21 protein-coding genes and 1 tRNA gene are annotated in these 23,403 nt (G+C 62.7%); 10 read left to right on the top strand and 12 right to left on the bottom strand.

Annotation, left to right across the window (positions count from 1 at the left end):
- Positions 1 to 564: 564 nt before the first annotated feature.
- Positions 565 to 1,479, top strand: coding sequence for a UDP-3-O-acyl-N-acetylglucosamine deacetylase (lpxC, locus tag CDV46_RS18805; protein ID WP_058376190.1), 915 nt, complete (start codon positions 565 to 567; stop codon positions 1,477 to 1,479).
- Positions 1,480 to 1,613: 134 nt separating this feature from the next.
- Here the strand turns inward: lpxC and CDV46_RS18800 are convergent, their stop codons facing one another.
- Complete coding sequence (locus CDV46_RS18800) at positions 1,614 to 2,093, bottom strand: DciA family protein (RefSeq protein ID WP_058376189.1); 480 nt, start codon at positions 2,091 to 2,093, stop codon at positions 1,614 to 1,616.
- Between the two features lie 306 nt (positions 2,094 to 2,399).
- On the opposite strand from CDV46_RS18800, the gene secA reads away from it, so the two are divergent.
- From secA to CDV46_RS18780, 4 genes are all read left to right on the top strand, one after another.
- Positions 2,400 to 5,195: a preprotein translocase subunit SecA gene (gene secA, locus CDV46_RS18795; protein ID WP_087686364.1), complete on the top strand. Its 2,796-nt coding sequence runs from the start codon at positions 2,400 to 2,402 to the stop codon at positions 5,193 to 5,195.
- Between the two features lie 167 nt (positions 5,196 to 5,362).
- A complete protein-coding gene (argJ, locus tag CDV46_RS18790) occupies positions 5,363 to 6,592 on the top strand; it encodes a bifunctional glutamate N-acetyltransferase/amino-acid acetyltransferase ArgJ (protein WP_087686365.1) in 1,230 nt (409 codons plus the stop codon).
- 224 nt (positions 6,593 to 6,816) lie between these two features.
- Positions 6,817 to 7,695 carry an ATP-binding protein gene (locus tag CDV46_RS18785; protein ID WP_058376186.1) on the top strand — a complete coding sequence of 293 codons (879 nt, stop codon included), beginning with the start codon at positions 6,817 to 6,819 and terminating at the stop codon, positions 7,693 to 7,695.
- A gap of 85 nt (positions 7,696 to 7,780) precedes the next feature.
- Positions 7,781 to 8,212: an NUDIX domain-containing protein gene (locus tag CDV46_RS18780; protein ID WP_087724210.1), complete on the top strand. Its 432-nt coding sequence runs from the start codon at positions 7,781 to 7,783 to the stop codon at positions 8,210 to 8,212.
- 93 nt (positions 8,213 to 8,305) lie between these two features.
- Here CDV46_RS18780 and yacG read toward each other — a convergent pair whose 3' ends face one another.
- The 9 genes from yacG to CDV46_RS18735 all read right to left on the bottom strand — a co-directional run bounded on the left by yacG (position 8,306) and on the right by CDV46_RS18735 (position 16,115).
- A complete protein-coding gene (gene yacG, locus CDV46_RS18775; RefSeq protein ID WP_087686368.1) occupies positions 8,306 to 8,500 on the bottom strand; it encodes a DNA gyrase inhibitor YacG in 195 nt (64 codons plus the stop codon).
- 4 nt (positions 8,501 to 8,504) lie between these two features.
- Positions 8,505 to 9,260 (bottom strand): cell division protein ZapD, encoded by a 756-nt coding sequence (gene zapD / locus CDV46_RS18770; protein WP_058376183.1) that lies wholly within the window; start codon positions 9,258 to 9,260, stop codon positions 8,505 to 8,507.
- Between the two features lie 159 nt (positions 9,261 to 9,419).
- Positions 9,420 to 10,034: a dephospho-CoA kinase gene (coaE, locus tag CDV46_RS18765; RefSeq protein WP_087724208.1), complete on the bottom strand. Its 615-nt coding sequence runs from the start codon at positions 10,032 to 10,034 to the stop codon at positions 9,420 to 9,422.
- On the bottom strand, positions 10,031 to 10,900 hold the full coding sequence (locus CDV46_RS18760) for a prepilin peptidase (protein ID WP_087724206.1): 870 nt from the start codon (positions 10,898 to 10,900) through the stop codon (positions 10,031 to 10,033). Before CDV46_RS18760 ends, coaE begins: the two co-directional genes overlap by 4 nt.
- Positions 10,897 to 12,150 carry a type II secretion system F family protein gene (locus CDV46_RS18755; RefSeq protein ID WP_176399118.1) on the bottom strand — a complete coding sequence of 418 codons (1,254 nt, stop codon included), beginning with the start codon at positions 12,148 to 12,150 and terminating at the stop codon, positions 10,897 to 10,899. Before CDV46_RS18755 ends, CDV46_RS18760 begins: the two co-directional genes overlap by 4 nt.
- Entirely contained in the window at positions 12,131 to 13,420 is a 1,290-nt protein-coding gene (locus tag CDV46_RS18750; protein ID WP_087724201.1) for a GspE/PulE family protein, read from the bottom strand. The genes CDV46_RS18755 and CDV46_RS18750 overlap by 20 nt, the downstream gene beginning before the upstream one ends.
- 159 nt (positions 13,421 to 13,579) lie before the next feature.
- Positions 13,580 to 14,869: an HlyC/CorC family transporter gene (locus CDV46_RS18745; RefSeq protein WP_087686373.1), complete on the bottom strand. Its 1,290-nt coding sequence runs from the start codon at positions 14,867 to 14,869 to the stop codon at positions 13,580 to 13,582.
- 214 nt (positions 14,870 to 15,083) lie between these two features.
- A tRNA-Pro gene (locus CDV46_RS18740) sits at positions 15,084 to 15,160 on the bottom strand.
- A 25-nt stretch (positions 15,161 to 15,185) separates the two neighbouring features.
- On the bottom strand, positions 15,186 to 16,115 hold the full coding sequence (locus CDV46_RS18735; RefSeq protein WP_237172219.1) for a polyprenyl synthetase family protein: 930 nt from the start codon (positions 16,113 to 16,115) through the stop codon (positions 15,186 to 15,188).
- 349 nt (positions 16,116 to 16,464) lie between these two features.
- Here CDV46_RS18735 and rplU point away from each other — a divergent pair, with 349 nt between their 5' ends.
- The 4 genes from rplU to proB all read left to right on the top strand — a co-directional run bounded on the left by rplU (position 16,465) and on the right by proB (position 19,699).
- Entirely contained in the window at positions 16,465 to 16,776 is a 312-nt protein-coding gene (rplU, locus tag CDV46_RS18730) for a 50S ribosomal protein L21 (RefSeq protein ID WP_058376175.1), read from the top strand.
- Positions 16,777 to 16,804: 28 nt separating this feature from the next.
- On the top strand, positions 16,805 to 17,065 hold the full coding sequence (rpmA, locus tag CDV46_RS18725; protein WP_017234735.1) for a 50S ribosomal protein L27: 261 nt from the start codon (positions 16,805 to 16,807) through the stop codon (positions 17,063 to 17,065).
- Between the two features lie 150 nt (positions 17,066 to 17,215).
- Positions 17,216 to 18,361 carry an Obg family GTPase CgtA gene (cgtA, locus tag CDV46_RS18720; protein WP_087686374.1) on the top strand — a complete coding sequence of 382 codons (1,146 nt, stop codon included), beginning with the start codon at positions 17,216 to 17,218 and terminating at the stop codon, positions 18,359 to 18,361.
- A gap of 204 nt (positions 18,362 to 18,565) precedes the next feature.
- Positions 18,566 to 19,699 (top strand): glutamate 5-kinase, encoded by a 1,134-nt coding sequence (gene proB / locus CDV46_RS18715; RefSeq protein ID WP_087686375.1) that lies wholly within the window; start codon positions 18,566 to 18,568, stop codon positions 19,697 to 19,699.
- Between the two features lie 160 nt (positions 19,700 to 19,859).
- On the opposite strand, the gene CDV46_RS18710 is transcribed toward proB, so the two are convergent.
- Positions 19,860 to 20,552, bottom strand: a complete 693-nt coding sequence (locus CDV46_RS18710; protein WP_087724199.1) for a CNP1-like family protein — start codon at positions 20,550 to 20,552, stop codon at positions 19,860 to 19,862.
- A gap of 68 nt (positions 20,553 to 20,620) precedes the next feature.
- On the bottom strand, positions 20,621 to 21,391 hold the full coding sequence (locus tag CDV46_RS18705; protein ID WP_254916119.1) for an RNA pyrophosphohydrolase: 771 nt from the start codon (positions 21,389 to 21,391) through the stop codon (positions 20,621 to 20,623).
- Positions 21,392 to 21,521: 130 nt separating this feature from the next.
- Here CDV46_RS18705 and CDV46_RS18700 point away from each other — a divergent pair, with 130 nt between their 5' ends.
- Positions 21,522 to 23,261 (top strand): proline--tRNA ligase, encoded by a 1,740-nt coding sequence (locus tag CDV46_RS18700; RefSeq protein ID WP_087724196.1) that lies wholly within the window; start codon positions 21,522 to 21,524, stop codon positions 23,259 to 23,261.
- Positions 23,262 to 23,403: the final 142 nt, after the last annotated feature.

Genomic DNA, 23,403 nt, shown 5'->3' with positions numbered 1-23,403 from the left:
GGCCGGGTACCAGTGCCTGGCGCCGCCGCACCTTGGGAATCGCGAGACCTACGCAGGTCGTCGTGAGGACTCGTCGCCGCCCTATGAACCATACCTTTCGGTGTGGGGAAGGCGCGCCGCAGTACGAGTCTGAAAGGCGATACGGCAAGGTTGTTGCGTGGGTTGATGTCTCGTCGTTGCGACAACCAGAGTCGCATGAGAGGTCAACGCGCGACAGATGACGGACGTTACGGGTAAGCGTCCGCCATCCCTGACCCGGTCTCGCGAGTCTGTCCCCCGTCCACCGCGGCATGCCTCCGTCGCGGTGGACGGGGTGCCCTGCACCAGCGCGTCGATGTTCTAGGATGAACGTTGAAGGGCGCGAGGGGCCCCCGAGAGGTAATGGCCTTCGCTGGAATGCGAAATGGCTTGTTTCGTATGACGGGATATTCGGAATGTGTATCCGTGAGGCACAATCCAAAATGTTTAGTAACGAATCGTTGTGTTTGTGGCACAGCGATGAAGGCGCCGATCTGATATAATTCGATCTATGGTCATTAGCGTCTGATAGTTTTAATAAATAGCATGCTCAAGCAGCGCACTCTCAAATCCATCGCCAAGACAGTCGGCATCGGCTTGCACTCCGGTCGCAAGGTCGAGTTGTCGCTGCGTCCGGCGCCGCCGAACACCGGCATCGTCTTTTGTCGTACCGATCTGAATCCCCCCGTGGAGATTCCGGCGTCGGCGATGGCGATCGGCGACACGCGTCTCGCGTCGGTGTTGCAGAAGGATGGTGCGCGTGTTTCCACCGTGGAACACTTGATGTCGGCATGCGCCGGGCTGGGCATCGACAATCTGTATGTCGATGTGACCGCCGAAGAAATTCCGATCATGGACGGCAGCGCTGCAACGTTCGTCTTCCTGATCCAGTCGGCTGGCATCGAAGAGCAGCCCGCCGCCAAGAAATTCATCCGTGTGACCAAGCCGGTCGAGATTCGCGAAGGCGACAAGTTCGCCCGCCTCGATCCGTTTGAGGGCTTCAAGCTCAAGTTCACGATCGATTTCCGTCACCCGGCGGTGGACCGCACCGGTCAGGCGCTCGAAGTCGATTTCGCGGAAACGTCCTACGCGAAGGAAATCGCCCGTGCCCGCACGTTCGGTTTCGCGCATGAAGTCGAAATGCTGCGCGAACTGGGCCTCGCCCGTGGCGGCAGTATGGACAACGCGATCGTGCTCGACGAGTACCGCATTCTGAACAACGATGGCCTGCGCTACGACGACGAGTTCGTGAAGCACAAGATGCTCGACGCGATCGGCGACCTGTATGTCATCGGTCACCCGTTGCTGGCGTCGTACACGGCATACAAGTCGGGCCACGGTTTGAACAACCAGTTGCTGCGCGAGCTTCTCGCACAGGAAGCGTTCGAAGTGGTGACGTTCGAGCGTGCCGAAGACGCACCGCGCGGTTTCCAGTTCGAACCGCAAACGCAATTCGCATAAGTCGCGCACGTCACGCGCGGGTTACGCGCCGCACCGCTTGCCGGTGCGAATGTAACAAAACGAAAGCGCCGGTTTCCCGGCGCTTTTTTATTTGACGCGCAACAAGTTTCGGTCGCCCGTGATTGCCGCGAAGCTCAGGGCTTGCGGGTGCCGCCGTAAGAGTGTCGCGCCACCAGCCGGGCCAGTGCGTCGCGAAGCGGCGACGGTTCCAGCGAATCGCGCAAATCGCGCAGACTCACCAGACCTTGTCGCGGCAGGCGGGCTTCCTTGGGTGGTTTGGGCGGTTCCGGCGCCGTGATGCTCACGCGGATGCGAATCGTACGAATCAGCCAGCCGCGCTTGGCGAGGCCTTCGATCAACGAAGGCGTTTGCTGGCGCAAGCGCGCGGCCAGTGCATTGTTGGCGACGAGAAAGACGAGCGCCCCATCGCGTGGCGGCGAGACCCGCACGCTCGCGGTGAGCGGCGCTGGCAGCAACGCGTGCACATCGCGCTCCAGGCGGCCGAGCTGTTCGGCGGCGGCCAGCAGCGATCCTGCGCCGTCGGACGTCGATAAAGACGCGGATAACAGGGCGTTCAGCGGGCGGGCAACACGGGGTGCTTTGCGTCGTTTCATATGGTGAGACAGAGAATGCCTCATATTCTACCCCGCGATCGGGCGTGGACCCGGCGGGCGGCGAGAAACCAAGGCTGTCCGAGATGCCAAGGCGCCCGGGCGTATCACCGCAGCATGCTAGAATCCTTTTTTTAGAACAGGTATCGAACCGGCACGTGGCAACTCTGCCAAATGCTGGTGACCCGCAGTGCGCAGGCGCGTCGGGCGGTCCGGATGTCACGGGGGGAATTTCGTGGCGCTCGGACCTTGTTCCTTCGACCGTCCGCACGCTTGCGAACGACATTTGCCGCCCTTACCAGTGATCCGATGATTCCCGGTCTTCTCAAAAAAGTATTTGGCAGCCGCAACCAGCGGCTCATCAAGCAGTACCAGAAAACCGTCGCGGCGATCAACGCGCTCGAGCCGCAGATCGCACAGCTGAGCGACGAGCAACTGCGTGGCAAGACTGAGGAATTCAAGCAACGTATCGCCCAAGGGGCGAGCGTCGACTCGCTGCTCGTCGAAGCCTTCGCCGTCTGCCGTGAAGCGGGCAAGCGCGTGCTGAAGATGCGTCACTTCGACGTGCAGCTGATCGGCGGTATGGTGCTGCACTTCGGCAAGATCGGCGAAATGCGCACGGGTGAGGGCAAGACGCTCGTCGCCACGCTGCCGGCCTATCTGAATGCACTCTCGGGCAAGGGCGTGCACGTCGTGACGGTCAACGACTACCTGGCCCAGCGCGACGCCGAATGGATGGCGCGCCTGTACAACTTCCTCGGTCTGTCGGTGGGTATCAACCTGTCGCAGATGCCGCACGATCAGAAGCAGGCCGCTTACGCCGCCGACATCACGTACGGCACGAACAACGAGTTCGGCTTCGACTACCTGCGCGACAACATGGTCTACGAGACCGAGCAGCGCGTGCAGCGGGCCCTGAACTACGCCATCGTCGACGAAGTGGACTCGATCCTGATCGACGAAGCCCGCACGCCGCTCATCATCTCGGGTCAAGCCGAAGATCACACCGAGTTGTACGTCAAGATGGATCGCCTGCCGGCGATGCTCGAACGTCAGATCGGTGAAGAGAAGGCCGACGGCACGGGCGTTGAAGTGCCGGGCGACTACACGCTCGACGAGAAGGCACGTCAGGTGTTCCTGACCGAGCGCGGCCACGAGAAGGCCGAGCAACTGCTCGCCGAGTGGGGCATGATCGCCGAGGGCGACAGCCTCTACGCACCGCAGAACATCACGCTGATGCACCACGTGTACGCCGCCCTGCGCGGTCACACGCTGTTCCACAAGGATCAGCACTACGTGGTGCAGAACGACGAGATCGTCATCGTCGACGAATTCACGGGCCGTCTGATGTCGGGCCGTCGCTGGTCCGAAGGTCTGCATCAGGCCGTGGAAGCGAAGGAACACGTCACGATCCAGCACGAGAACCAGACGCTCGCCTCGATCACGTTCCAGAACTACTTCCGCATGTACGCCAAGCTCTCGGGCATGACGGGTACGGCGGATACCGAAGCGTTCGAATTCAACGAAATCTACCGTCTCGAGACGGTGGTGATCCCGACCAACCGTCCGCCCAAGCGGATCGACCGTCAGGATCAGATCTACAAGACCTCGAAAGAGAAGTACGACGCGGTCATCAAGGACATTCGCGATTGCGTCGAGCGTGGCCAGCCGGTGCTGGTGGGCACGACCTCGATCGAAACCTCGGAATACCTCTCGCAACTGCTCACGCGCGAAAAGCTGCCGCATCAGGTGCTCAACGCCAAGCAGCACCAGCGTGAAGCCGAGATCGTGGCGCAAGCAGGCCGTCCGGGCGTGATCACCATCGCGACCAACATGGCCGGCCGTGGTACCGACATCGTGCTGGGCGGCAACGTCGAGAAGCAATCGGCATTCATCGAAGCCGACGAAAACATTTCGGAAGCCGACAAGCAAAGCCGCATCAAGCAATTGCAGGACGAGTGGCAAGGGTTGCACGAGCAAGTGAAGACCGCTGGCGGTCTGCACATCATCGGCACCGAGCGTCACGAGTCGCGCCGTATCGACAACCAGTTGCGCGGCCGTTCGGGCCGTCAGGGTGACCCGGGTTCGTCGCGTTTCTACCTGTCGCTGGAAGATCCGCTGCTGCGCATTTTCGCGGGCGACCGCGTGCGCGCGATCATGGATCGCCTGAAGATGCCCGAAGGCGAAGCCATCGAAGCCGGCATCGTCTCGCGCTCGATCGAATCGGCACAACGCAAGGTCGAAGCGCGTAACTTCGACGTGCGTAAGCAACTGCTCGAGTACGACGACGTGGCCAACGATCAGCGCAAGGTGATCTATCAGCAACGTAACGAACTGCTCGAAACGCAAGACGTCTCCGAAACCATCGCCGGCATGCGCCAGAGCGTGTTCGAAGATATCGTGCGTGCCTATGTGCCGGCCGGTACGGTGGAAGAGCAGTGGGACCTGAAGGGTCTCGAGACGACGCTGCGCGAAGAGTGGCAGCTCGACCTGCCGCTGCAATCGCGCATCGAAGGCGCCGACGAGATCGACGACGAGGACATCCTCAAGGAAGTGCTCGAAGCCGCCGAGGCCGCCTACAGCGCCAAGATCGATCAAGTGGGCCGCGAGTCGTTCTCGGGCTTTGAGCGCTCGGTCATGCTGCAAAGCGTGGACTCGAACTGGCGCGAACATCTGGCCGCCCTTGATCACCTGCGCCAGGGTATCCATCTGCGCGGTTACGCACAGAAGAACCCGAAGCAGGAGTACAAGCGCGAAGCGTTCGAACTGTTCTCCCAGTTGCTGGAAACCATCAAGCTGGAAGTCACGCGCGTGATCATGAACGTGCGGATTCAGTCGCAGGAAGAGCTGGAGCAGGCGACCGAATCGCTCGAAGACAACGCGGGCGGGCTGGTCAACATCGAGTTCAAGCATGACGAACTCGAGACCGTGGGCGGTGAAGGCGAAGTCGACGAGGACGCCGGGCGTCCGGTGGTCGCGGCGATCGCCTCGGCTGCTGCTGCGGTGGCCGGTGGCGACGATCTGCTGCCGAAGGTTGGCCGCAACGATCCGTGCCCGTGCGGCAGCGGCAAGAAATTCAAGCACTGCCACGGCAAACTGTCTTAAGATGTGAACCGAGCGACGCGGCGCCGACCAAAAATCGGCGCCGAGTCGTTTGTGGCGCCGGTACTCGCAGTCTCCGGCCGCACCGATCAACCGCCGCCCGGGCGGACTGTCGTGCCGACGTCGCCAGGGCGGGAGATGCAACCCTTACCTCTCGCGGGCGAACCCTCATGGCCGTCAATTTCCCCTCGATCGAAGCCTCCCAATTGCGCGCCGTGCCCGGCGTCGAACTGGGTTGGGCCGAAGCCAATATCCGTAAGCCGAACCGCAAGGACGTGCTGGTCATGCGACTGGCCGCCGGTAGCACCGTGTCGGGCGTGTTCACCACGAACCGCTTCTGCGCGGCGCCGGTCACCGTCTGCAAGGAGCATCTGGCCGCACACGCGGGCATTCGCGCGCTGGTGGTAAACACCGGCAACGCTAACGCCGGCACCGGTGAGCCGGGTATGGCCGCGACGCGCGCCACGTGCGACGCACTGGCCAAGCTGCTGTCGGTTTCGCCGAACCAGATTCTGCCGTTTTCCACGGGCGTGATTCTCGAACCGCTGCCGGTCGACCGTCTGGTCGCGGGGCTGCCGCAAGCGATTGCCAATCTCGCACCGGCGCACTGGTACGAAGCCGCCCAATCGATCATGACCACCGACACGCTGCCGAAGGCCGCCTCGCGTGAAGTCGTGATCGACGGCCAGACCATCGTCATGACCGGCATCAGCAAGGGCGCCGGCATGATCAAGCCGAATATGGCGACCATGCTCGGTTACGTTGGCACCAACGCCCGTGTGGCGCAGCCGGTGCTCGACGCGCTGGTGAAGTACGTGGCCGACCGCTCGTTCAACGCGATCACCATCGATGGCGATACCTCGACGAACGACTCGTTCATCGTGGCCGCCACGGGCCAGACCGAATTGCCGGAAATCAGCAGCACCGACACGCCGGCGTTTGCCGCCTTGCGCGACGCGCTGCTGTCGATCTCGCAGGAACTGGCGCAACTGATCGTGCGCGACGGCGAAGGCGCCACCAAGTTCATCACCGTGACCGTCGAAGGCGGCCGCGACGTGGCCGAGTGCCGTCAGATCGCGTATGCGATCGGCCACTCGCCGCTGGTGAAGACGGCGTTCTTCGCGTCGGACCCCAATCTGGGCCGGATTCTGGCGGCCATCGGCTATGCCGGCGTCAACGATCTGGACGTCAGCAAGATCGACCTGTATCTGGACGACGTGCTGGTCGCCCGCGCCGGCGGCCGTAACGCCGACTATCGCGAAGAAGACGGTCAGCGCGTGATGAAGCAAAGCGAGATCACGGTGCGCGTGGTGCTGGGCCGCGGCGACGCGGCAGCAACGCTGTGGACCTGCGATCTGTCACACGACTACGTGAGCATCAACGCGGACTACCGCTCCTGAGCCCCGACGCGACAGCGCCCGTCTTCTACCGGAGACGAGCGCTGTCGGTGACATCGATGCGTGCCTGACCGGCACGGGCGATGCGCCGTTCGAGGTGCCGGCAACACGGGCTGGCAGGCAGGTCACCGATGGCACGAGCATCGGGGCCGATAGCGAAGGGAAACGACAACACCGAACGACGAGACATCGACTGGCATTTTCCCGCCAGCGCAAGGATTCGAAGCATGGACAAGCTGGAGCAGTTCCTCACGCGCGCCGAAGGCGTGCTGGCCCGACTGGAGGCGATGTTGCCGCCGGCCACGCCCGAGATCGACTGGAATGCGGCAGTGGCGTTTCGCTGGCGCAAGAAGCAGGGACGCGGGTTCCTGCAACCGGTCGCGCACGTCTCGGAAATCACGCTGGGCGATTTGCAGAACATCGAGCGCCAGAAGGGTTTGATCGAACAGAACACGCGTCAGTTCGTGCGCGGCGAGCCGGCCAACAACGTGCTGCTCACGGGCGCACGCGGCACGGGCAAGTCGTCGCTGATCAAGGCCTGCCTGAATCAGTATGCGAGCGAGGGCCTGCGTCTGATCGAAGTCGACAAAGACGATCTGGTCGATCTGGGCGACATCGTCGATCTGATTTCGGCGCGTCCGGAGCGCTTCGTGGTGTTCTGCGACGACCTGTCGTTCGAGGACGGCGAATCGGGCTACAAGGCGCTGAAGGTTGCGCTCGACGGCTCCATCGCCGCGCAATCGGACAATGTGCTCATCTACGCGACGTCGAACCGCCGCCATCTGTTGCCCGAGTACATGAAGGACAACGAGACCTATCGCCACACCGATGACGGTGAGATTCATCCGGGCGAAGTGATCGAAGAGAAGATCTCCCTGTCCGAGCGTTTCGGCCTGTGGGTGAGCTTCTATCCGTTCAAGCAGGACGACTACCTGAGCATCGTTGGTCACTGGCTGCAACACTTCGGTGTGCCGGCCGATCAGCTTGAGAAAGCGCGCCATGAGGCGCTGATCTGGGCGCTGGAGCGTGGATCACGTTCGGGACGTGTGGCGTTCCAGTTTGCGCGCGATTGGGCGGGCAAGCTCAGCGGTGCCGCGGCGTCCTGACGCTTTTTCAAGACCGACAACAGACCCGCAAAAAAGCCGGGGCGTGTGCAGCGATGGCGCGCCCGGCCAAGAGAACCGCAGACTTATGACTGAATCGAAGCGATACGCGCCCGATGGGCGTGCCATTACGGAAGTGGCGGTTGGCGTGATGGTGCGCCCCGATGGCACGGTGCTGCTCGGCCAACGCCCGGCAGGCAAACCGTATGCCGGTTACTGGGAGTTTCCGGGCGGTAAGCTCGAAGCGGGTGAGTCGGTCGCGGCGGCGCTGGCGCGCGAACTGCACGAAGAGCTGGGCGTGACGGTCGTGCGATGCGCACCATGGCGTGTGCTGGAGCACGATTACCCGCATGCGTATGTCCGTCTGCACTTCTGCAAGGTCACGGCATGGGACGGCGAGCCGCATGGCAAGGAAGGGCAGGCATTGGCGTGGGAGCGGCCGCCGGTGGGCGTTACCCCGCTGCTGCCGGCCGCAGAACCGCCGCTTACCTGGCTCGCCGAGGAAATGGCGAGCAAATAATCAGGTCACGGACGCACCACGGCAGGTCTGAAAAACAAGAAAGGCACCCTGGGGTGCCTTTTTTGTTTTATCGACTCACTTCAGCGACAAAATTCAGCGCTCCGTCGGATCGAGCGGTGAGTCTTGCGAAGGATCGTCAGCGACTTCTGCGGGAATGGTGTACTTCTCTGCGGCCCATGCGCCGATGTCGATCTGCTTGCAGCGCTCCGAGCAGAACGGACGAAACTTGGCTTCAGGGCCCCAAACGACTTTCTTGCCGCAGGTCGGACAATTGACGACGGTTGTCATGGTCTTACAGATTGCAGAGTGTCAGCAGGAAAGGTACGTCGCTGTCGACTGGACGGGGCTTCAGATCGCCGTCCTGCGTGGTGAAACGCACCCAAAGCATGTACTTGTTGGCGCTGGCTTCCGGGATCACGCGCAGATCGGCGGCCACGCGCACCTGCATGAGCTGGTAGACGCGGCCCGTGAGCATCTGCTGATAGCTGCCTTGCTGCGCCATCGCCTTGCTGGCGTGACCGGATTCGCGCGCCAGTCCGAGCACGATGCCGATGGCATCGCGCAGCGGCATCAGCGGACCAATCCACTTGTCGATGTCCTGGCGGCGCTGTTCGGTATCGTTGTGCCGCCACGCGTAATACGACGGCAGATCGAAGCGGCACGTTCCCCCGGGGATCACCGAGCGGCTGCGAATGCTCGACAGCCATTCGTTGTCGTTCAGGTGTTGGCCAGGTTTGCCGGGAATCTGATTGAGATTGGCAATCGCACGCTCGACTTCGTCGATGAACTGTTCGAGGGCATCCGACGCGATGTCGGGATTGCCGCGATAGGTTTGAAGCGTCAGCCGCTGCCGATCCAGTTCTTTGACCAGATCGTTCTTCAGGTCGGAGCGCCCCGCGATGTCCGCGATTTCGAACATGGTGATCAGCGCCGCGTGATGATCGAGCGGCTGATCCTGTCCGACGAAAAAGGCAAAGCGCCCGAACAGCTCTTCTAGCCGAAGCAGCGTGCGAATGCGTTCGTTGAGCGGATATTCGTACAGGATCAAGCGCGTTGGCCCAAAAGTTGGCGCTTTTCAGCGTAATGGCGACATTCTAATGCGGGAATCCAAAGAGAAGCAACGCGCGTCGGCGTTCCATGGCGCGCAATTGCCATGTGCGTTGTCAACGAGCGCCGCATTGCGATGTCCCTGTGAGCGTCGAGTGACTCAGTGTGCACCGAATTGCCCCGCGAGTTTGAGATATTCCGCATGCAGGCGATCCACACGCGAGGTCAGTGCAGCGTGTTGCGTGTCGTTGTCGACGACATCGTCGGCGAGCGCGAGCCGCTGTGCTCGCGTAGCCTGCCGCGCCATGATCGCCAGCACCTGATCGCGCGAGAAATGGTTGCGCGCCATCACGCGGGCGATCTGCGTTTCTTCCGGACAGTCGACGACGAGTATGCGTTGCACACGTTCGCGCCACGTGCCCGACTCGACCAGCAACGGCACTACGAAAATCAGATAGGGCCCTTCGGCTTGCGCCGCCGCTCGCTCGCACTCGGTGCGGATCAGCGGATGGGTAATGGCCTCCAAACGCGCTTTTGCATCGTCATCGGCAAAGACGAGTTCGCGCATACGGGACCGATCGAGCGAGCCGTCGGGGGCCACGAAATCATCACCGAACGTGCGGCGGATGGCAGCCATGGCGGCACCGCCCGGTGCGGTAATGCCGTGGGCGATCGCATCGGTGTCGATAATGGCGATGCCGTGCGCGGCAAACAGGTTGGCGACAGTGGTCTTGCCGCTGCCGATGCCGCCGGTCAGGCCGATGGCGTAAGTCATGGGGTGCCTCCGATCCACATCATCAATTCATTGCCGCCGAACAGCGTGGCAATACCCCCCGCCGCGAGAAACGCGCCGAACGGAAACATCTGGTCGTGGCGCAGCTGGCCCGCGATCCAGGCGCTGCCGGCCACCACGATGGCGAGCAAACACGCCAGCGTCATGATCTGCAACAGCGAGGCCCATCCGAGCCATGCGCCCAGTGCAGCGTAGAGTTTGAAGTCGCCAAAACCCATGCCCTCGCGGCGCCGCAGCAGCCAATAGACCCAGTACAGCAGCCAGAGACTCAGGTAGCCCGCCGCCGCCCCGATCACCGCTGCCGGGAGCGTGGCGAACCAGTGGCCCAGATTACAGAGGAGGCCCGCCCATAGCAGCGGCAAGGTGAGGATGTCGGGCAGCAGTTGTGTGTCGAAATCTATGTAGGCGAGTGTGATGAGCGTCCATACGAGGCCAAGGGCGCCTACGCTCTGCCAAGTCGGGCCGAAGCGCCATGCCACGGCCACGCTCAGCAGCGCAGTAAGCACCGACAACTGCCAGCGGCGTGTCGGCGCAGCGTCGGGCAGCGGCACGGCCTGGAAACGTTCTGCGGATAGGGCGGTGATCGATGCCAGCGGAATCTCCGTATCGCCATGGTCAGGGGATAAGGCAGACGCGCTTGCGTTGATCGAGTTGATCGAGGTGGCGGATGTGGTCGCGGTGGCTGACTCTGCCAGCCATGCAAGTTCGACGGCGACCGGCACGCGGCGTATGGCGATATCGAGAAAGAGGCCTGCGACGATGCCGACGGCAGCAAAGAGCGCAAAGCGCCAGTGCGGCGCCAGTTGGGCGAGAAAGTCGATGAGCAGAGGCTCTGCGTAGCCGTTCATGCGACACCGTATCCGAGTTGGAACATCGGCAGATACATGGCAAGCACCATGCCTCCGATCAGCAGTCCGAGCAACGTAATCATCATGGGTTCCAGCGTCGCGCAGGCGCTCACCAGCGTATGTGCGGCTTCTTCGTCCAGCAGATCGGCCGCCTGGTTGAGCATGCGCCCGAGTGTACCCGATTCCTCCCCCACCACGGCGAGTTGTGCGATGACCAGCGGCCAGTGTGAATCGGCCTCCAGGGCCGTCGCCAGCCGTGCACCGCGGGCGACCGACACGTGCACGACGTGCGCGGACTGCCGGATGACGAGGTTGCCACAGGCGTTGGCCGCGGCGTCCATCGCGTCGGCCAACGCAATGCCCGCGTCCAGCAGTGTGCCAAGCGTGCGGGCCCAGCGCGCGGTGCTTGTCATGCGCACGATCGGTCCGATACCGGGCAGTTTCAGGATCAGGCGATCACGCCATCGTCGCGCGCGCGAACTGCGCCTGAGCGTCACGCTGATCGCGACGCCTGCGGTGCTGAGGGCGGCCAGCAGCCATGGTCCGTCGTCGAGCGTGACGCGAGACATGTCGATGAGCCATCGGGTGAGCGGTGGCAACGGTACGCCGCCGCCAGCGGCGTTGGCAAAGAGCCGTTCGAACTCGGGGATGACCCAGCGAAGCAGCGCGATTACGATCGCGATGGCCACGCCCAGCACGGTCAAGGGATAGGAGAGCGCCCGCTGGAGTTTTTCGCGGAGTGCGCGCGTGTGGTCACGCTGCGTACTGAGGCGGGCGAGCGTCGGTGCGAGTTGTGCGCCCAGTTCGCCCGCGGCGACCAACTGACAATCGACGGTGTTGAAATGATGTGTTGCACGCGCCATCGCCTGTGCCAGCGGAAAGCCTTGCCTGACGTCGTGCCCGATTTCTCGCGCGAGACGTTTGAGACCACGGGCGTACGCACCGCGCGCGAGGATGTCGAGTGCGGCACTCAAGGGCACACCGGCTGCCAGCAGCGTGGCAAGGCGTCGCATGAGATTGGCGGCATCGATGGCTTTCACGCGAATGGCGGCGGTGTGGCGGCGTCCGGCGCTCAGGTGCGTCACGCGCACATGTTGCCGACGCAATTCGAGGCGTGCGACCGCTTCACCCGTCGCGATCAGCTCTCCTTGCCGGGCACGGCCATCGGCGTCGTGCCCCTGCCAGTGCCAGCGACGGGGTTGGGCGACTGGGGCGCGCCGGGTCACCCCGTCAGGCAGGTGTTGTCGCATCGACATCCTCCTGACAGATCGTGCCCGCACTGGCGTGCCACAAGCCCGCTTCGCGCAGCGTCATCACGCCTTCGCTCGCCGCCTGCGCCGCTAGTTCGTGAGGACTGCGCGATTGCGCGATGTTGACCGCTTGCGTGGCGCTGATCGGCATCACCTGGAACACACCAATGCGGCCCGCAAATCCAGTGCCGTGACAGCGCATGCAGGTGTGGCGGCGCTGCGGTTCGTCGCGGCCCTCTCCAGGCGCTCCATGCTCGGTAATCCCGGACGGGGCCGACGGCGTCTCCTTCGATGCGTCGGCGCCCCCGGCCACATCACACCCCGCCGGACAACGGCGCCTGACGAGACGTTGCGCACTGACCAGCAGGAGCGCCGACGACAGATTGAACGGCGCGACCCCGAGATCCAGCAATCGGGCGACCGTGCTCGAAGCATCGTTGGCGTGCACGGTGGCGAAGACGAGATGACCCGTTTGCGCCGCTTGTACGGCAATCGAGGCGGTCTGTGCGTCGCGGATCTCCCCGATCACAAGCACGTCGGGATCTTGTCGAAGGAAGGCGCGCAAGGCGGTCGAGAAGTCGAGCCCGGCCCGCTCGTTGAGATTGACCTGCGTGACGCCCGGCAGCCGGATTTCGACCGGATCTTCGATCGTCACGATATTGCGTGTGGTGTCGTTGAGCCGCCGCAGGCAACTGTAAAGCGACACCGTCTTGCCGCTCCCTGTCGGCCCCGTGAGCAGGATCATCCCGTGCGGGCGCGCGATGGCACGTGCGAGCGCCTGATATTGCACAGGCGTATAGCCGAGCGATTCGAGCGAGAGCGGCACCTTGGCGCCATCGAGCAGCCGCACCACCAACTTCTCACCGTAGAGCGTGGGCAACGTGCTGACGCGGCATTCGACAGGTTCGCCCGATTCACGCCATAACATCCGGCCATCCTGCGGCAGACGCTTTTCCGAGATGTCCAGATGGGCGAGTACCTTCAATCGGGCAACCAGCATGTCGCGCCACGCGACCGGCACTTCGGCGTGTTCGTGCAGTTCGCCATCTACGCGCAAGCGAATGCGGAACCGTCGTGCCATCGGCTCGAAGTGAATATCGGAGGCACCTGCGCGCACTGCTTCACCGAGCATCTGTTCCAGATACTGGAGAGGCGAAGCCGCTTCGGGGGTGGGGGCAGGGGATGAAAATGACGCAGCAACCGGCGCGTCCACACTGCGCGATTCAGCGGGCGTGTGACGGCGTGGCGTCGAGACGGCTTGCGATGACATGACAGGGAATGACGAGAGCGACGTGAAGCTTCAGTCTCGTCAAATCCCTGGGGGATCTCAATCGGAATTGCCCGAAAAATGGGGGGATGTTACGCGCAGTGAACGAGGAGATTGCAACCCGCTAGCCCCGTTCAATTTGCGTCACCTGTACGGCCGTCGTCAGTTGGCGGATTGATGCCCCGCCGGTTTGAACAATCGCACGGTCTTGATCGCCTGATTGTCGATCTGCACGATCTCCATGCGCACGCCGCTGATCTCCAGACTTACCGACGCTTCCGGAATCTCGCGCAGCACTTCGAGGATCAGGCCGTTAAGTGTCTTGGGGCCGTCGGTGGGCAGATGCAGGCCCAGGCGGCGATTCAGGTCACGAAGTCCGACGCCGCCACTGACCAGACAGTCGGCATCTTTGCTCCAGCCCGAGCGGCTGCCGCCCGAGCCGTGGGTGCTCGTGGTGAACTCACCGATCAGTTCCTCGATGATGTCTTCGGTCGTCACGAGCCCTTCGACTTCGCCGTATTCGTTGACGACGAGACCCACGCGGCGGTGGTTCTCCTGAAAGTACTGCAACTGGCGCAACGCAGGCGTATCGCTCGGAATGAAGTACGGCTCGACGAGCAGCGCGCGAAGGGTGTCGACCGTGAGGTCGTCGGGGTGGCGCAGCGCGGAGAGTGTGCGGCGCACGGGAAGAATGCCGACGATGCGATCGATATCGCCGTCGTACACCGGCAGCTTGTTGTGATAGCAGGTCTCGAGCTGCGAGAGGATCGTCTCGAGCGGTGCCGAGATATCGAGTGCTTCGATACGCGCGCGCGGCACCATCACGTCGTCCACCGCGATGTTCTCCAGATCGAGCAGATTGAGCAACACGCTGCGCGGTTTGGTCGGCATGTAGTTGCCGGCTTCCAGCACGATGGTGCGCAGTTCTTCGGTGGTGAGACGTGTTTCGCTGGCATCGCGGCGCGTATTGATACCGAGCACACGCAGAATGCCGCGCACGAAACCGTTGAGCACCCAGACGAGTGGCGTCGCAAGCGTGACGATCGGTTTGAGCAGCGCGCTGGTGGGCAGTGCGATGCGTTCCGGGTAGGTCGCACCGACGATTTTCGGACCAATCTCGGCGAACACGATGATGAGCAACGCAATCAACGCTGTGGCAACGGTCAAGGTGACCGCGTCGTTGCCGAAGTAACGCACCGCAATGGAGGTGGTGAGTACCGGAACAACCGTGTTGATGACGTTATTGCCGACGAGAATCGTGGACAGCAGGTCTTCGGTGCGGGAGAGCAGACCCTGGGTGTCTTTCGCGCCTCGGACGTTGAGGCGCACGAGATGTTTCAGGCGATGGCGGTTGAGCGCCATCATGCTCGTCTCTGAAATGGAGAAGAAGCCCGAACAGACGATCAGCAGGGCGACGGCGCAAATTTGCGCCCATAAGGGCAAGGCTTCCAAGCGTATTTGTGCACCAGTGGCGCGGGGGGTGGCAATGAGTTGCCACTATAGCAGAGGGGGCCCGTCGTTCCGCCGGCGTGGCGCGGTTGTCCGCGAAGGTCGCGAATGCAACGGAGTGCAAGGCATTTGCGCAGGACGGGGGATGACGCAGAAATAAAAAACCGCCGGACGAATCCGGCGGTTTTTTTGCTTTGCATGAGAGCAAAGTGAATCTTGGTCGGGGTGAGAGGATTCGAACCTCCGGCCTCTACGTCCCGAACGTAGCGCTCTACCAGGCTAAGCTACACCCCGCTTTCGATTTTGTCGCTTCGCCTTGTTAAGTGCGTCGCGTTATCGAGTAAGAACACAATTCTAGCAGGCTATTTTTGTATTGTGAAGAGGGGAGTGTAGAAATAATTTGTGCGGCGGCATCGGCTTCTTCTTGCGCACGTGCCAGCGTGTAGTCGAGTGCCCCCGTGCGCGTGATCGCGGCGAGGATCGGCTCGAACTTGTCGGTGCCGCCATTTTCGATCGCTTCCCGCACGAGCGCGCGTTCGGCTTCGGTGCCGTGTTGCAGCACATGAATCAGCGGCAGCGTCGGTTTGCCTTCGCGCAGATCGTCGCCGGCGTTCTTGCCCATCGCATCGGTGTCGCCCGCGTAATCGAGCCAGTCATCCATCAATTGGAACGCGGTGCCGAGGCGGCCGCCATATTCCAATACCGCCGCTTCCGTCTGTGCATCGGCATTCGCCAGCACGGCGGCGAGTTGCGTGGCCGCTTCGAAAAGGGTGGCGGTCTTGTACTTGATGACCTGGAGGTAGCGCGCTTCGTCGACGTCCGGGTCGTGCATGTTCAGCAACTGGAGGACTTCGCCTTCCGCAATGACGTTCGTGGCGCGCGCGAGAATCTGCATGACGCGCATGTTGTCCACGCTCACCATCATCTCGAACGAGCGGGAGTACAGGAAGTCGCCGACGAGCACCGACGCCGCATTGCCGAACAGGGCATTGGCCGTCTGGCGGCCGCGGCGCAGGTCGGATTCATCGACCACGTCGTCGTGCAGCAGCGTCGAGGTGTGGATGAATTCGATGACGGCGGCCAGCTCGAAGCGAGCCGGCGAGGTGACGCCAAGCGCATTCGCGACGAGCAGCAGCAAGGCCGGACGCAGGCGTTTGCCGCCCGAATTGATGATGTACTCCGAGATCTGATTGATCAGGACCACCTCGGAGGCCAGCCGGTGGCGGATAAGCTGGTCGACGGCACGCATGTCGTCGGCGATGGCGGCCAGTACGTTCTGGGGAGAAGTCGAAGCAGTCAAGACAAGGCTCGGGTGAGGAAAAATTCGCCCCAAATTATATAGTGCGCGGGGCCACTTTCGGGCACCAGCCCCGCGGAATGACTGGCTTCACGGAAGTCTTTGACTCAAAAGGATAAAGTCTGTATAATCCCCGGTTTTCGTGCGCGCATTCTTCGCGACAAGTCCAAAAATACTTCGGTATCGCGGGCTGCGGAGCGGCGTTGGGTCGGTAAGAAGCGTCCTAAATGTCCTTTCGGGGACCGGGACCCTCGGCCTGCACGGGAAGAATATATCTCTTGTTTATGAGTGAGGTTCAACAATGTACGCGGTCATAAAAACCGGCGGCAAGCAATATAAGGTTGCTGCTGGCGAAAAACTTAAAGTAGAACAGATACCGGCTGACATTGGCGCTGAAATCACCATCGACCAGATTCTCGCCGTTGGCGAGGGTGAATCGATTAAGTTCGGTGCACCGCTGGTTAGTGGGGCTTCCGTCAAGGCTACCGTTATCGCCCAGGGTCGTCACCCCAAGGTGAAGATTTTCAAGATGCGCCGTCGCAAGCACTACCAAAAGCGTCAAGGCCATCGCCAAAACTACACCGAGCTGCGCATCGACAGCATCAACGGCTAATCGATAGAGCTAGGTAAGGAGTTAAGTCATGGCACACAAAAAAGCAGGCGGATCGTCCCGTAACGGCCGCGATTCCGAGTCGAAGCGCCTCGGCGTGAAGGTGTACGGCGGTCAGGCAATCCTGGCTGGCGGCATCATCGTTCGCCAACGCGGTACTCGTATGCATGCCGGCGAAAACGTCGGTATTGGTAAGGACCACACGCTGTTTGCACTGGCCGATGGCCACGTGCAATTCGCCATCAAGGGCGCAGCGAAGAAGCAAGTGGTTAGCGTGGTGCCGGCAGCGTAAGCTAAGCCTTTTGCCACCAAAAGGCTCCGCTCTCATGCGGAGCCTTTTTTGTTTGTCCCGTCGCTATCTCCGCGAAATATCGCGAGGCTCACGGGGCGTTGTACAGAATTCAGTATCGTCTGCGGACGGTCGATAAGGCGGAACGGAACCATGAAATTCATTGACGCAGCGCGTATCGAGGTGATCGCCGGGGACGGCGGCAATGGCTCGGCATCGATGCGCCGTGAGAAGTTCGTGCCGTTCGGCGGACCCGACGGCGGCGACGGCGGTCGTGGCGGCAGCGTGTATGCCGTGGCGGATCGCAACATCAATACCCTGATCGATTACCGTTACTCGAAGAAGCATCTGGCGCGCAACGGTGAAACCGGCCGCGGCTCGGATTGCTACGGCAAGGGCGGCGACGACATCCATCTGCGTATGCCGGTGGGCACCATCATCAGCGACATGGACACCGGCGAAGTCATCGCCGACCTGACCGAACACGGCCAGGAAGTGGTCCTCGCGCAAGGCGGTGCAGGCGGTCTGGGTAACCTCCATTTCAAGTCGAGCACGAACCGTGCGCCCCGTCAGAAGACCGACGGCAAGCCCGGCGAGCGCCGCATGCTCCAGCTTGAGCTCAAAGTGCTCGCGGACGTCGGCCTGCTCGGCATGCCCAATGCGGGCAAATCGACTTTCATCGCGTCGGTATCGAACGCGCGTCCGAAGATCGCCGACTATCCGTTCACCACGCTCCACCCGAACCTTGGTGTCGTGCGCACCGCGCCGGGCAAGAGCTTCGTGATCGCCGATATTCCCGGCCTGATCGAAGGTGCCGCCGAAGGTGCCGGCCTGGGTCACCAGTTCCTGCGCCATTTGCAGCGTACGGGCCTGTTGCTGCATATCGTGGACATCGCCCCGTTCGACGAAGGCGTCGATCCGGTGGCGGACGCGAAGGCCATCGTGCTCGAATTGCAGAAGTACGACCAGATGCTGTTCGAGAAGCCCCGTTGGCTGGTGCTCAACAAGGTCGACATGATCCCGGAAGACGAACGCGCCGAGCGCGTGGCCGACTTCCTCAAGCGTTATGACTGGGACGGCCCGACCTTCCAGATCTCGGCGCTGACCGGCGAAGGCTGCGAACACCTGTGCCTTTCGGTGCAGGAGTATCTGTACCAGCAACGCGGTGCCGTCGAAGAAGCGCTGGAAGATGCCGCGCTCGATCCGCGTTTCCGCGCCGGCAGTGCGACCCCCGAGGCCGCCCCCGCTGCCAGCGAACCCGCACCACAAACGCCCCCGGACGATACGCCAAAGGCGTAAACTCCCCATCACTCAAGACACGGGCGGTGCCGTCGCAATGACGTTACCGCCAGTGATCCGGCCACGCTGGCCGTGAGCGGTGCAGAACTGACGGGGCAATCAACGTGTTTGACGTGTTGAGCGCGTTGAACACATCCGCCGCAGTTGCCCGACGGTGCCAGCGAACCAGCCTTCCCCAATACATCCGCAGGAGAAACCAGTCCCATGCGTTCGGTCATTGCCGATGCCAGGCGGCTCGTGGTGAAAGTGGGTTCCAGCCTTGTGACCAACGATGGTCGCGGCTTGGACGATGTTGCGATTGCGCGTTGGGCGCAGCAGATTGCCGCCCTGCGGCACGGTGGCGACGGGCGTGCGCCAAAGCAAGTGGTGCTCGTGAGTTCGGGCGCCATTGCCGAAGGCATGCAGCGACTGGGCTGGACGCGTCGTCCGAAAGCCATCGACGAGCTTCAGGCGGCTGCCGCCGTGGGGCAGATGGGGCTCGCACAGGTCTACGAGACCCGTTTCGCCGAACACGGCGTGCGCACCGCGCAGATTCTGCTCACGCACGCCGATCTGGCCGACCGCGAGCGCTATCTGAACGCCCGGACCACGCTGCTGACCTTGCTGCGTCTTGGCGTGGTGCCGATCATCAACGAGAACGACACGGTCGTGACCGACGAAATCAAGTTCGGCGACAACGACACGCTGGGCGCGCTCGTGACCAACCTGATCGACGGCGATGCGCTGGTCATTCTCACCGACCAGTCGGGGCTTTATACCGCTGACCCGCGCAAGCACCCGGACGCCGAGTTCGTGCACGAAGCGGAAGCAGGCGACGAGCGTCTCGAAGCGATGGCCGGCGGTGCCGGCTCGAGTATCGGCCGTGGCGGCATGCTGACCAAGATTCTGGCGGCCAAGCGCGCGGCGACGAGCGGCGCACACACGGTGATCGCGTCGGGCCGCGAGGCTGACGTACTGGTACGACTGGCCGGCGGCGAGGCGATCGGCACGCAACTGACGGCGCGCACGGCCGTACTGACGGCGCGCAAGCAGTGGATGGCCGATCACTTGCAGGTGCGCGGGCGCGTCGTGATCGATGCGGGCGCGTGCAAGAAGCTGATCGAAGAGGGCAAGAGCCTGCTGCCGATTGGCGTGATCGACGTGGAAGGCACGTTCGCGCGCGGTGAGGTCATTGCGTGTCTGGACGAAGCCGGTCACGAAGTCGCACGCGGCTTGTCGAACTACAGCGCGTCGGAGGCCCGGCTCATTCGCCGTCACCCGAGCAGCGATATCGAGCAGGTGCTGGGCTTTGCCAACGAACCCGAGTTGATTCACCGCGACAACCTGATTCTGCGCTGAACGAGACGCGCTACCGGGGCAACTGGGGCGCAAATCGTGAATACGGAAGTAGAAACAAAAACGCCGGCACGATAACCGTGGCCGGCGTTTTTTTATGGCATCGGCGGATGTCGTCGGGCGCCGACGCCAACCGACGGACGAGATTTCGCCCGCTGCGCGATTACTTGTAGTCGGGGTTGCCCACCGGATAGCGCAGGTTCTGCACGATTTCCTTCGGCTTGCCCAGCGGCGTTTTCTCGCGGCACAGGTAGTCGCGGTACAGGATGCCTTGGTAGGCCGTCGAGCCGTACGGACGAATCTGCCGCCACTCGCTGTTGCGTGCGGCGACCCACGTGCCGTCAGGGCGGCCGGTGGCGTACAGGCGCGTCTCGAACGTCGAGCAGTGCATGCCCTCGAACGACACGTTACGCGCGCCTTCCTTGCTGGTGATGACGGCCACGTAGCGCACCACGCCGTCGTCAGACACTTGCACGGACTTGGTGTCGATCGCGTAGGTCAGCGAGGAGTTCGGCAGGGTGGGGAAGGTGGCGAGATCGGCGTTCTGCGGGGCCGTCGTCGGCATCGTGAAGTCGGATTCCTTCCATTTGCCCTTGGCGGCTTCCTGCTGGGCGAAGTATTCGTCGAGATCCTGAACGGGCTGCGACGTGCTGCTGCAAGCGGCGAGCAGCGTCAGCGCGGCCAGAGGGGCCAGAACGGCGAGGCGCGGAGCGCGGCGGGTGAAAGACAGGCGCATGAGGTGACGGTCAGTAAGACGGCTGATGAGCGAAAGCGGGCGAGGCCGCGCAAAATGTTCTGGGTGATCGGCGACGAACGTGACGACGAACACGACGGCAAACGTGACGGCGACGAACACGGGGAATTCAGCACGACGCGGGCATGAAGCCCGCGTACGGATGATGGACAGCGCGGTCGCGGCCCGGTTCAGTGCCCCCCGCCTGCGGAACCCTTACCCGGACTAACGGGGCTATCGGCGCTGCCGGAGTCAAGGCCGCCAGCATGCTCGGCGGTATCGGCGGTATCGGCAGTATTGGCGGCATCGCCATCGTCGACCGCCACGGAAGCACCGCCGCAATCGTCGCTGTATTCGCCCGAGTGATGCTCGCCCGGGCCGGGATCGATCGCGTCGCCGTACGACCCGCTCGTGGCGCCCGGCGGCAGTTCGCCGATATGGGCACCCGCGCGCGGAAACCGCCGCCGTTCGTGCTGGGCACGCGCAGTCGTGCGCCGCAGATAGCGCGAGAGTTCGTTGAGCGCGAGTTGATACACTTCGCGTTTGAACTCGATCACGGCCTCGAGCGGCACCCAGTATTCGTTCCAGCGCCAGGCGTCGAACTCGGGATGATCGGTCGCACGCAGGCAGATATCGCAATCGCGACCAACCATGCGCAGCAGGAACCAGATTTGTTTCTGGCCCCGGTAATGTCCGCGCACTTCGCGCTTGATGAACTTGTCCGGCACCTCATAACGCAGCCAGTCGCGCGTGCGACCGATGATTTTGACGTGTTCTGGCTTTAGCCCGGTTTCTTCGTGCAATTCTCGGAACATGGCCTGTTCGGGCGTTTCGCCGTACTTGATGCCGCCTTGCGGGAACTGCCAGGAGTGTTCGCCCAGCCGCTTGCCCCAGAACACTTCATTGCGTGCGTTTAAGAGGATGATGCCGACGTTCGGGCGAAAGCCTTCACGGTCAAGCATACAACCACCCTTGAATCCTTTAAAATTGCTTCGATTATAAACAGATAATCACCGGCGCGGCGGCTGGCGGGGCTCGGGCACCCGACCGAAGCAACCCGGCCGTTGACCCCTAATTTTTCCGGAAATCTGCATGAAAGCCTCTCGTTTCTTCATCGGCACCCTCAAGGAAGCTCCCGCGGACGCCGAGATCGTCAGCCACAAGCTGATGGTGCGTGCCGGCATGATCCGTCGCGTTGCCGGCGGTATCTACGATTACCTGCCGATCGGGCTGCGCTCGATTCGCAAGGTCGAAGCCATCGTCCGTGAAGAAATGAACCGCGCCGGCGCGCTCGAACTGCTCATGCCGGCCGTCCAGCCGGCCGAACTCTGGCAGGAATCGGGCCGCTGGCAAAAGTACGGCCCGGAGCTGCTGCGCCTGAAGGACCGCAACGACCGCGATTTCGTGGTCGGGCCGACCCACGAAGAAGTGGTGACGGACATCGCGCGCCGCGAGATCAAGAGCTACCGCCAGCTGCCGGTCAACTTCTATCAGGTGCAGAACAAGTTCCGCGACGAGATCCGTCCGCGCTTCGGCGTGATGCGCGGCCGCGAATTCCTGATGAAGGACGCGTACTCGTTCGATAAGGACCGTGCCGGCCTGCAAGTCTCGTATCAGAAGATGTTCGACGCCTATGTGCGCATCTTCACGCGTCTGGGGCTGGATTTCCGCGCGGTCGTGGCCGACAACGGCTCGATCGGCGGCTCGGGTTCGCATGAATTCCACGTGATCGCCGACACCGGCGAAGACGCCATCGCCTACTGCCCGACGTCGGACTATGCGGCCAACGTCGAAATGGCCGAAGCCGTCGCCCCGCAAGGCGAGCGTGCCGCCCCGGCCGAAGCCCTGACCAAGACCGCCACGCCGGGCAAGGCCAAGTGCGAAGCCGTGGCCGAACTGCTCTCCATCCCGCTGACACGCACGGTCAAGTCGATCGTGCTGGCGACCGACAGCGAAGACGCCGGCACCACGGTCTGGCTGCTGCTGCTGCGCGGCGATCACGAACTGAACGAGATCAAGGCGAGCAAGGTGCCGGGGCTGACGGACTTCCGTTTTGCCTCTGAAGCCGAGATCGTCGAGTGGTTCGGCACGCCGCCGGGCTATCTGGGCCCGATCGGCACGAAGAAGCCGGTCAAGCTGGTGGTCGACCGCACGGTGGCCAAGATGAGCGACTTCGTGGTCGGCGCCAACGAGGCGGACTTCCACATCACCGGCGTGAACTGGGGCCGCGATCTGCCCGAAGCCGAAGTGGTGGCCGATCTGCGCAACATCGTGCCGGGCGACGCCTCGCCGGACGGCAAGGGCGAGATCGCCCTGTGCCGCGGCATCGAAGTGGGTCACGTGTTTCAGTTGGGCACCAAGTACTCGGATGCCATGGGCGCCACCTTCCTCGACGAGAACGGCAAGCCGGCCCCGATGGAAATGGGCTGCTACGGCATTGGCGTCACGCGCGTGCTGGGCGCTGCCATCGAACAGAATTTCGACGATCGCGGCATCATCTGGCCGGAATCGATCGCCCCGTTCGAAGTGGTGCTGTGCCCGATGGGCTACGACCGCAGCGACGCTGTGCGCGCCGCGGCCGACAAGCTCTACGAGGAACTGCTGGCCGCCGGCATCGACGTCATTCTCGATGACCGTGGCGAGCGCCCGGGCGTGATGTTCGCCGACTGGGAACTGATCGGCGTGCCGCACCGCGTGGTGATCGGCGATCGTGGCCTGAAGGAAGGCAAGATCGAGTATCAGGGCCGTCGCGAGACGGAAGCCCAGTTGCTCGACGCTGCCACCGTGGCCGAGATCGTGACCGGCAAGGTGCGCGCTGCGAAGGCGGTCTGAGCGTCAGTGAGGCGGGAGTGAGTCGAGTCTGGTCGGCACGACCGATGACACCGCACCTGCCAGCCAGCCGCGCAATCTTGTAGAGGTTGAGTCGGCTGGATCCTGCATTACCTGACGGCAGTCGCCTTGGCGGCTGCCGTTG

The sequence above is a fragment of the Pandoraea sp. PE-S2T-3 genome, from assembly GCF_002179965.1.
Taxonomy (GTDB): domain Bacteria; phylum Pseudomonadota; class Gammaproteobacteria; order Burkholderiales; family Burkholderiaceae; genus Pandoraea.
This window is presented reverse-complemented; position numbering and strand designations above follow the sequence as displayed.

What these genes read in the sequence shown, in the direction of transcription:
- lpxC (WP_058376190.1), top strand. Translation starts at nt 565, where the DNA reads ATGCTCAAGCAGCGCACTCTCAAATCCATCGCCAAGACAGTCGGCATC.
- CDV46_RS18800 (WP_058376189.1), bottom strand. Translation starts at nt 2,093, where the DNA reads ATGAAACGACGCAAAGCACCCCGTGTTGCCCGCCCGCTGAACGCCCTG.
- secA (WP_087686364.1), top strand. Translation starts at nt 2,400, where the DNA reads ATGATTCCCGGTCTTCTCAAAAAAGTATTTGGCAGCCGCAACCAGCGG.
- argJ (WP_087686365.1), top strand. Translation starts at nt 5,363, where the DNA reads ATGGCCGTCAATTTCCCCTCGATCGAAGCCTCCCAATTGCGCGCCGTG.
- CDV46_RS18785 (WP_058376186.1), top strand. Translation starts at nt 6,817, where the DNA reads ATGGACAAGCTGGAGCAGTTCCTCACGCGCGCCGAAGGCGTGCTGGCC.
- CDV46_RS18780 (WP_087724210.1), top strand. Translation starts at nt 7,781, where the DNA reads ATGACTGAATCGAAGCGATACGCGCCCGATGGGCGTGCCATTACGGAA.
- yacG (WP_087686368.1), bottom strand. Translation starts at nt 8,500, where the DNA reads ATGACAACCGTCGTCAATTGTCCGACCTGCGGCAAGAAAGTCGTTTGG.
- coaE (WP_087724208.1), bottom strand. Translation starts at nt 10,034, where the DNA reads ATGACTTACGCCATCGGCCTGACCGGCGGCATCGGCAGCGGCAAGACC.
- CDV46_RS18760 (WP_087724206.1), bottom strand. Translation starts at nt 10,900, where the DNA reads ATGAACGGCTACGCAGAGCCTCTGCTCATCGACTTTCTCGCCCAACTG.
- CDV46_RS18755 (WP_176399118.1), bottom strand. Translation starts at nt 12,150, where the DNA reads ATGCGACAACACCTGCCTGACGGGGTGACCCGGCGCGCCCCAGTCGCC.
- CDV46_RS18750 (WP_087724201.1), bottom strand. Translation starts at nt 13,420, where the DNA reads ATGTCATCGCAAGCCGTCTCGACGCCACGCCGTCACACGCCCGCTGAA.
- CDV46_RS18735 (WP_237172219.1), bottom strand. Translation starts at nt 16,115, where the DNA reads ATGCGTGCCGTCGACCAGCTTATCCGCCACCGGCTGGCCTCCGAGGTG.
- rplU (WP_058376175.1), top strand. Translation starts at nt 16,465, where the DNA reads ATGTACGCGGTCATAAAAACCGGCGGCAAGCAATATAAGGTTGCTGCT.
- rpmA (WP_017234735.1), top strand. Translation starts at nt 16,805, where the DNA reads ATGGCACACAAAAAAGCAGGCGGATCGTCCCGTAACGGCCGCGATTCC.
- cgtA (WP_087686374.1), top strand. Translation starts at nt 17,216, where the DNA reads ATGAAATTCATTGACGCAGCGCGTATCGAGGTGATCGCCGGGGACGGC.
- proB (WP_087686375.1), top strand. Translation starts at nt 18,566, where the DNA reads ATGCGTTCGGTCATTGCCGATGCCAGGCGGCTCGTGGTGAAAGTGGGT.
- CDV46_RS18705 (WP_254916119.1), bottom strand. Translation starts at nt 21,391, where the DNA reads ATGCTTGACCGTGAAGGCTTTCGCCCGAACGTCGGCATCATCCTCTTA.
- CDV46_RS18700 (WP_087724196.1), top strand. Translation starts at nt 21,522, where the DNA reads ATGAAAGCCTCTCGTTTCTTCATCGGCACCCTCAAGGAAGCTCCCGCG.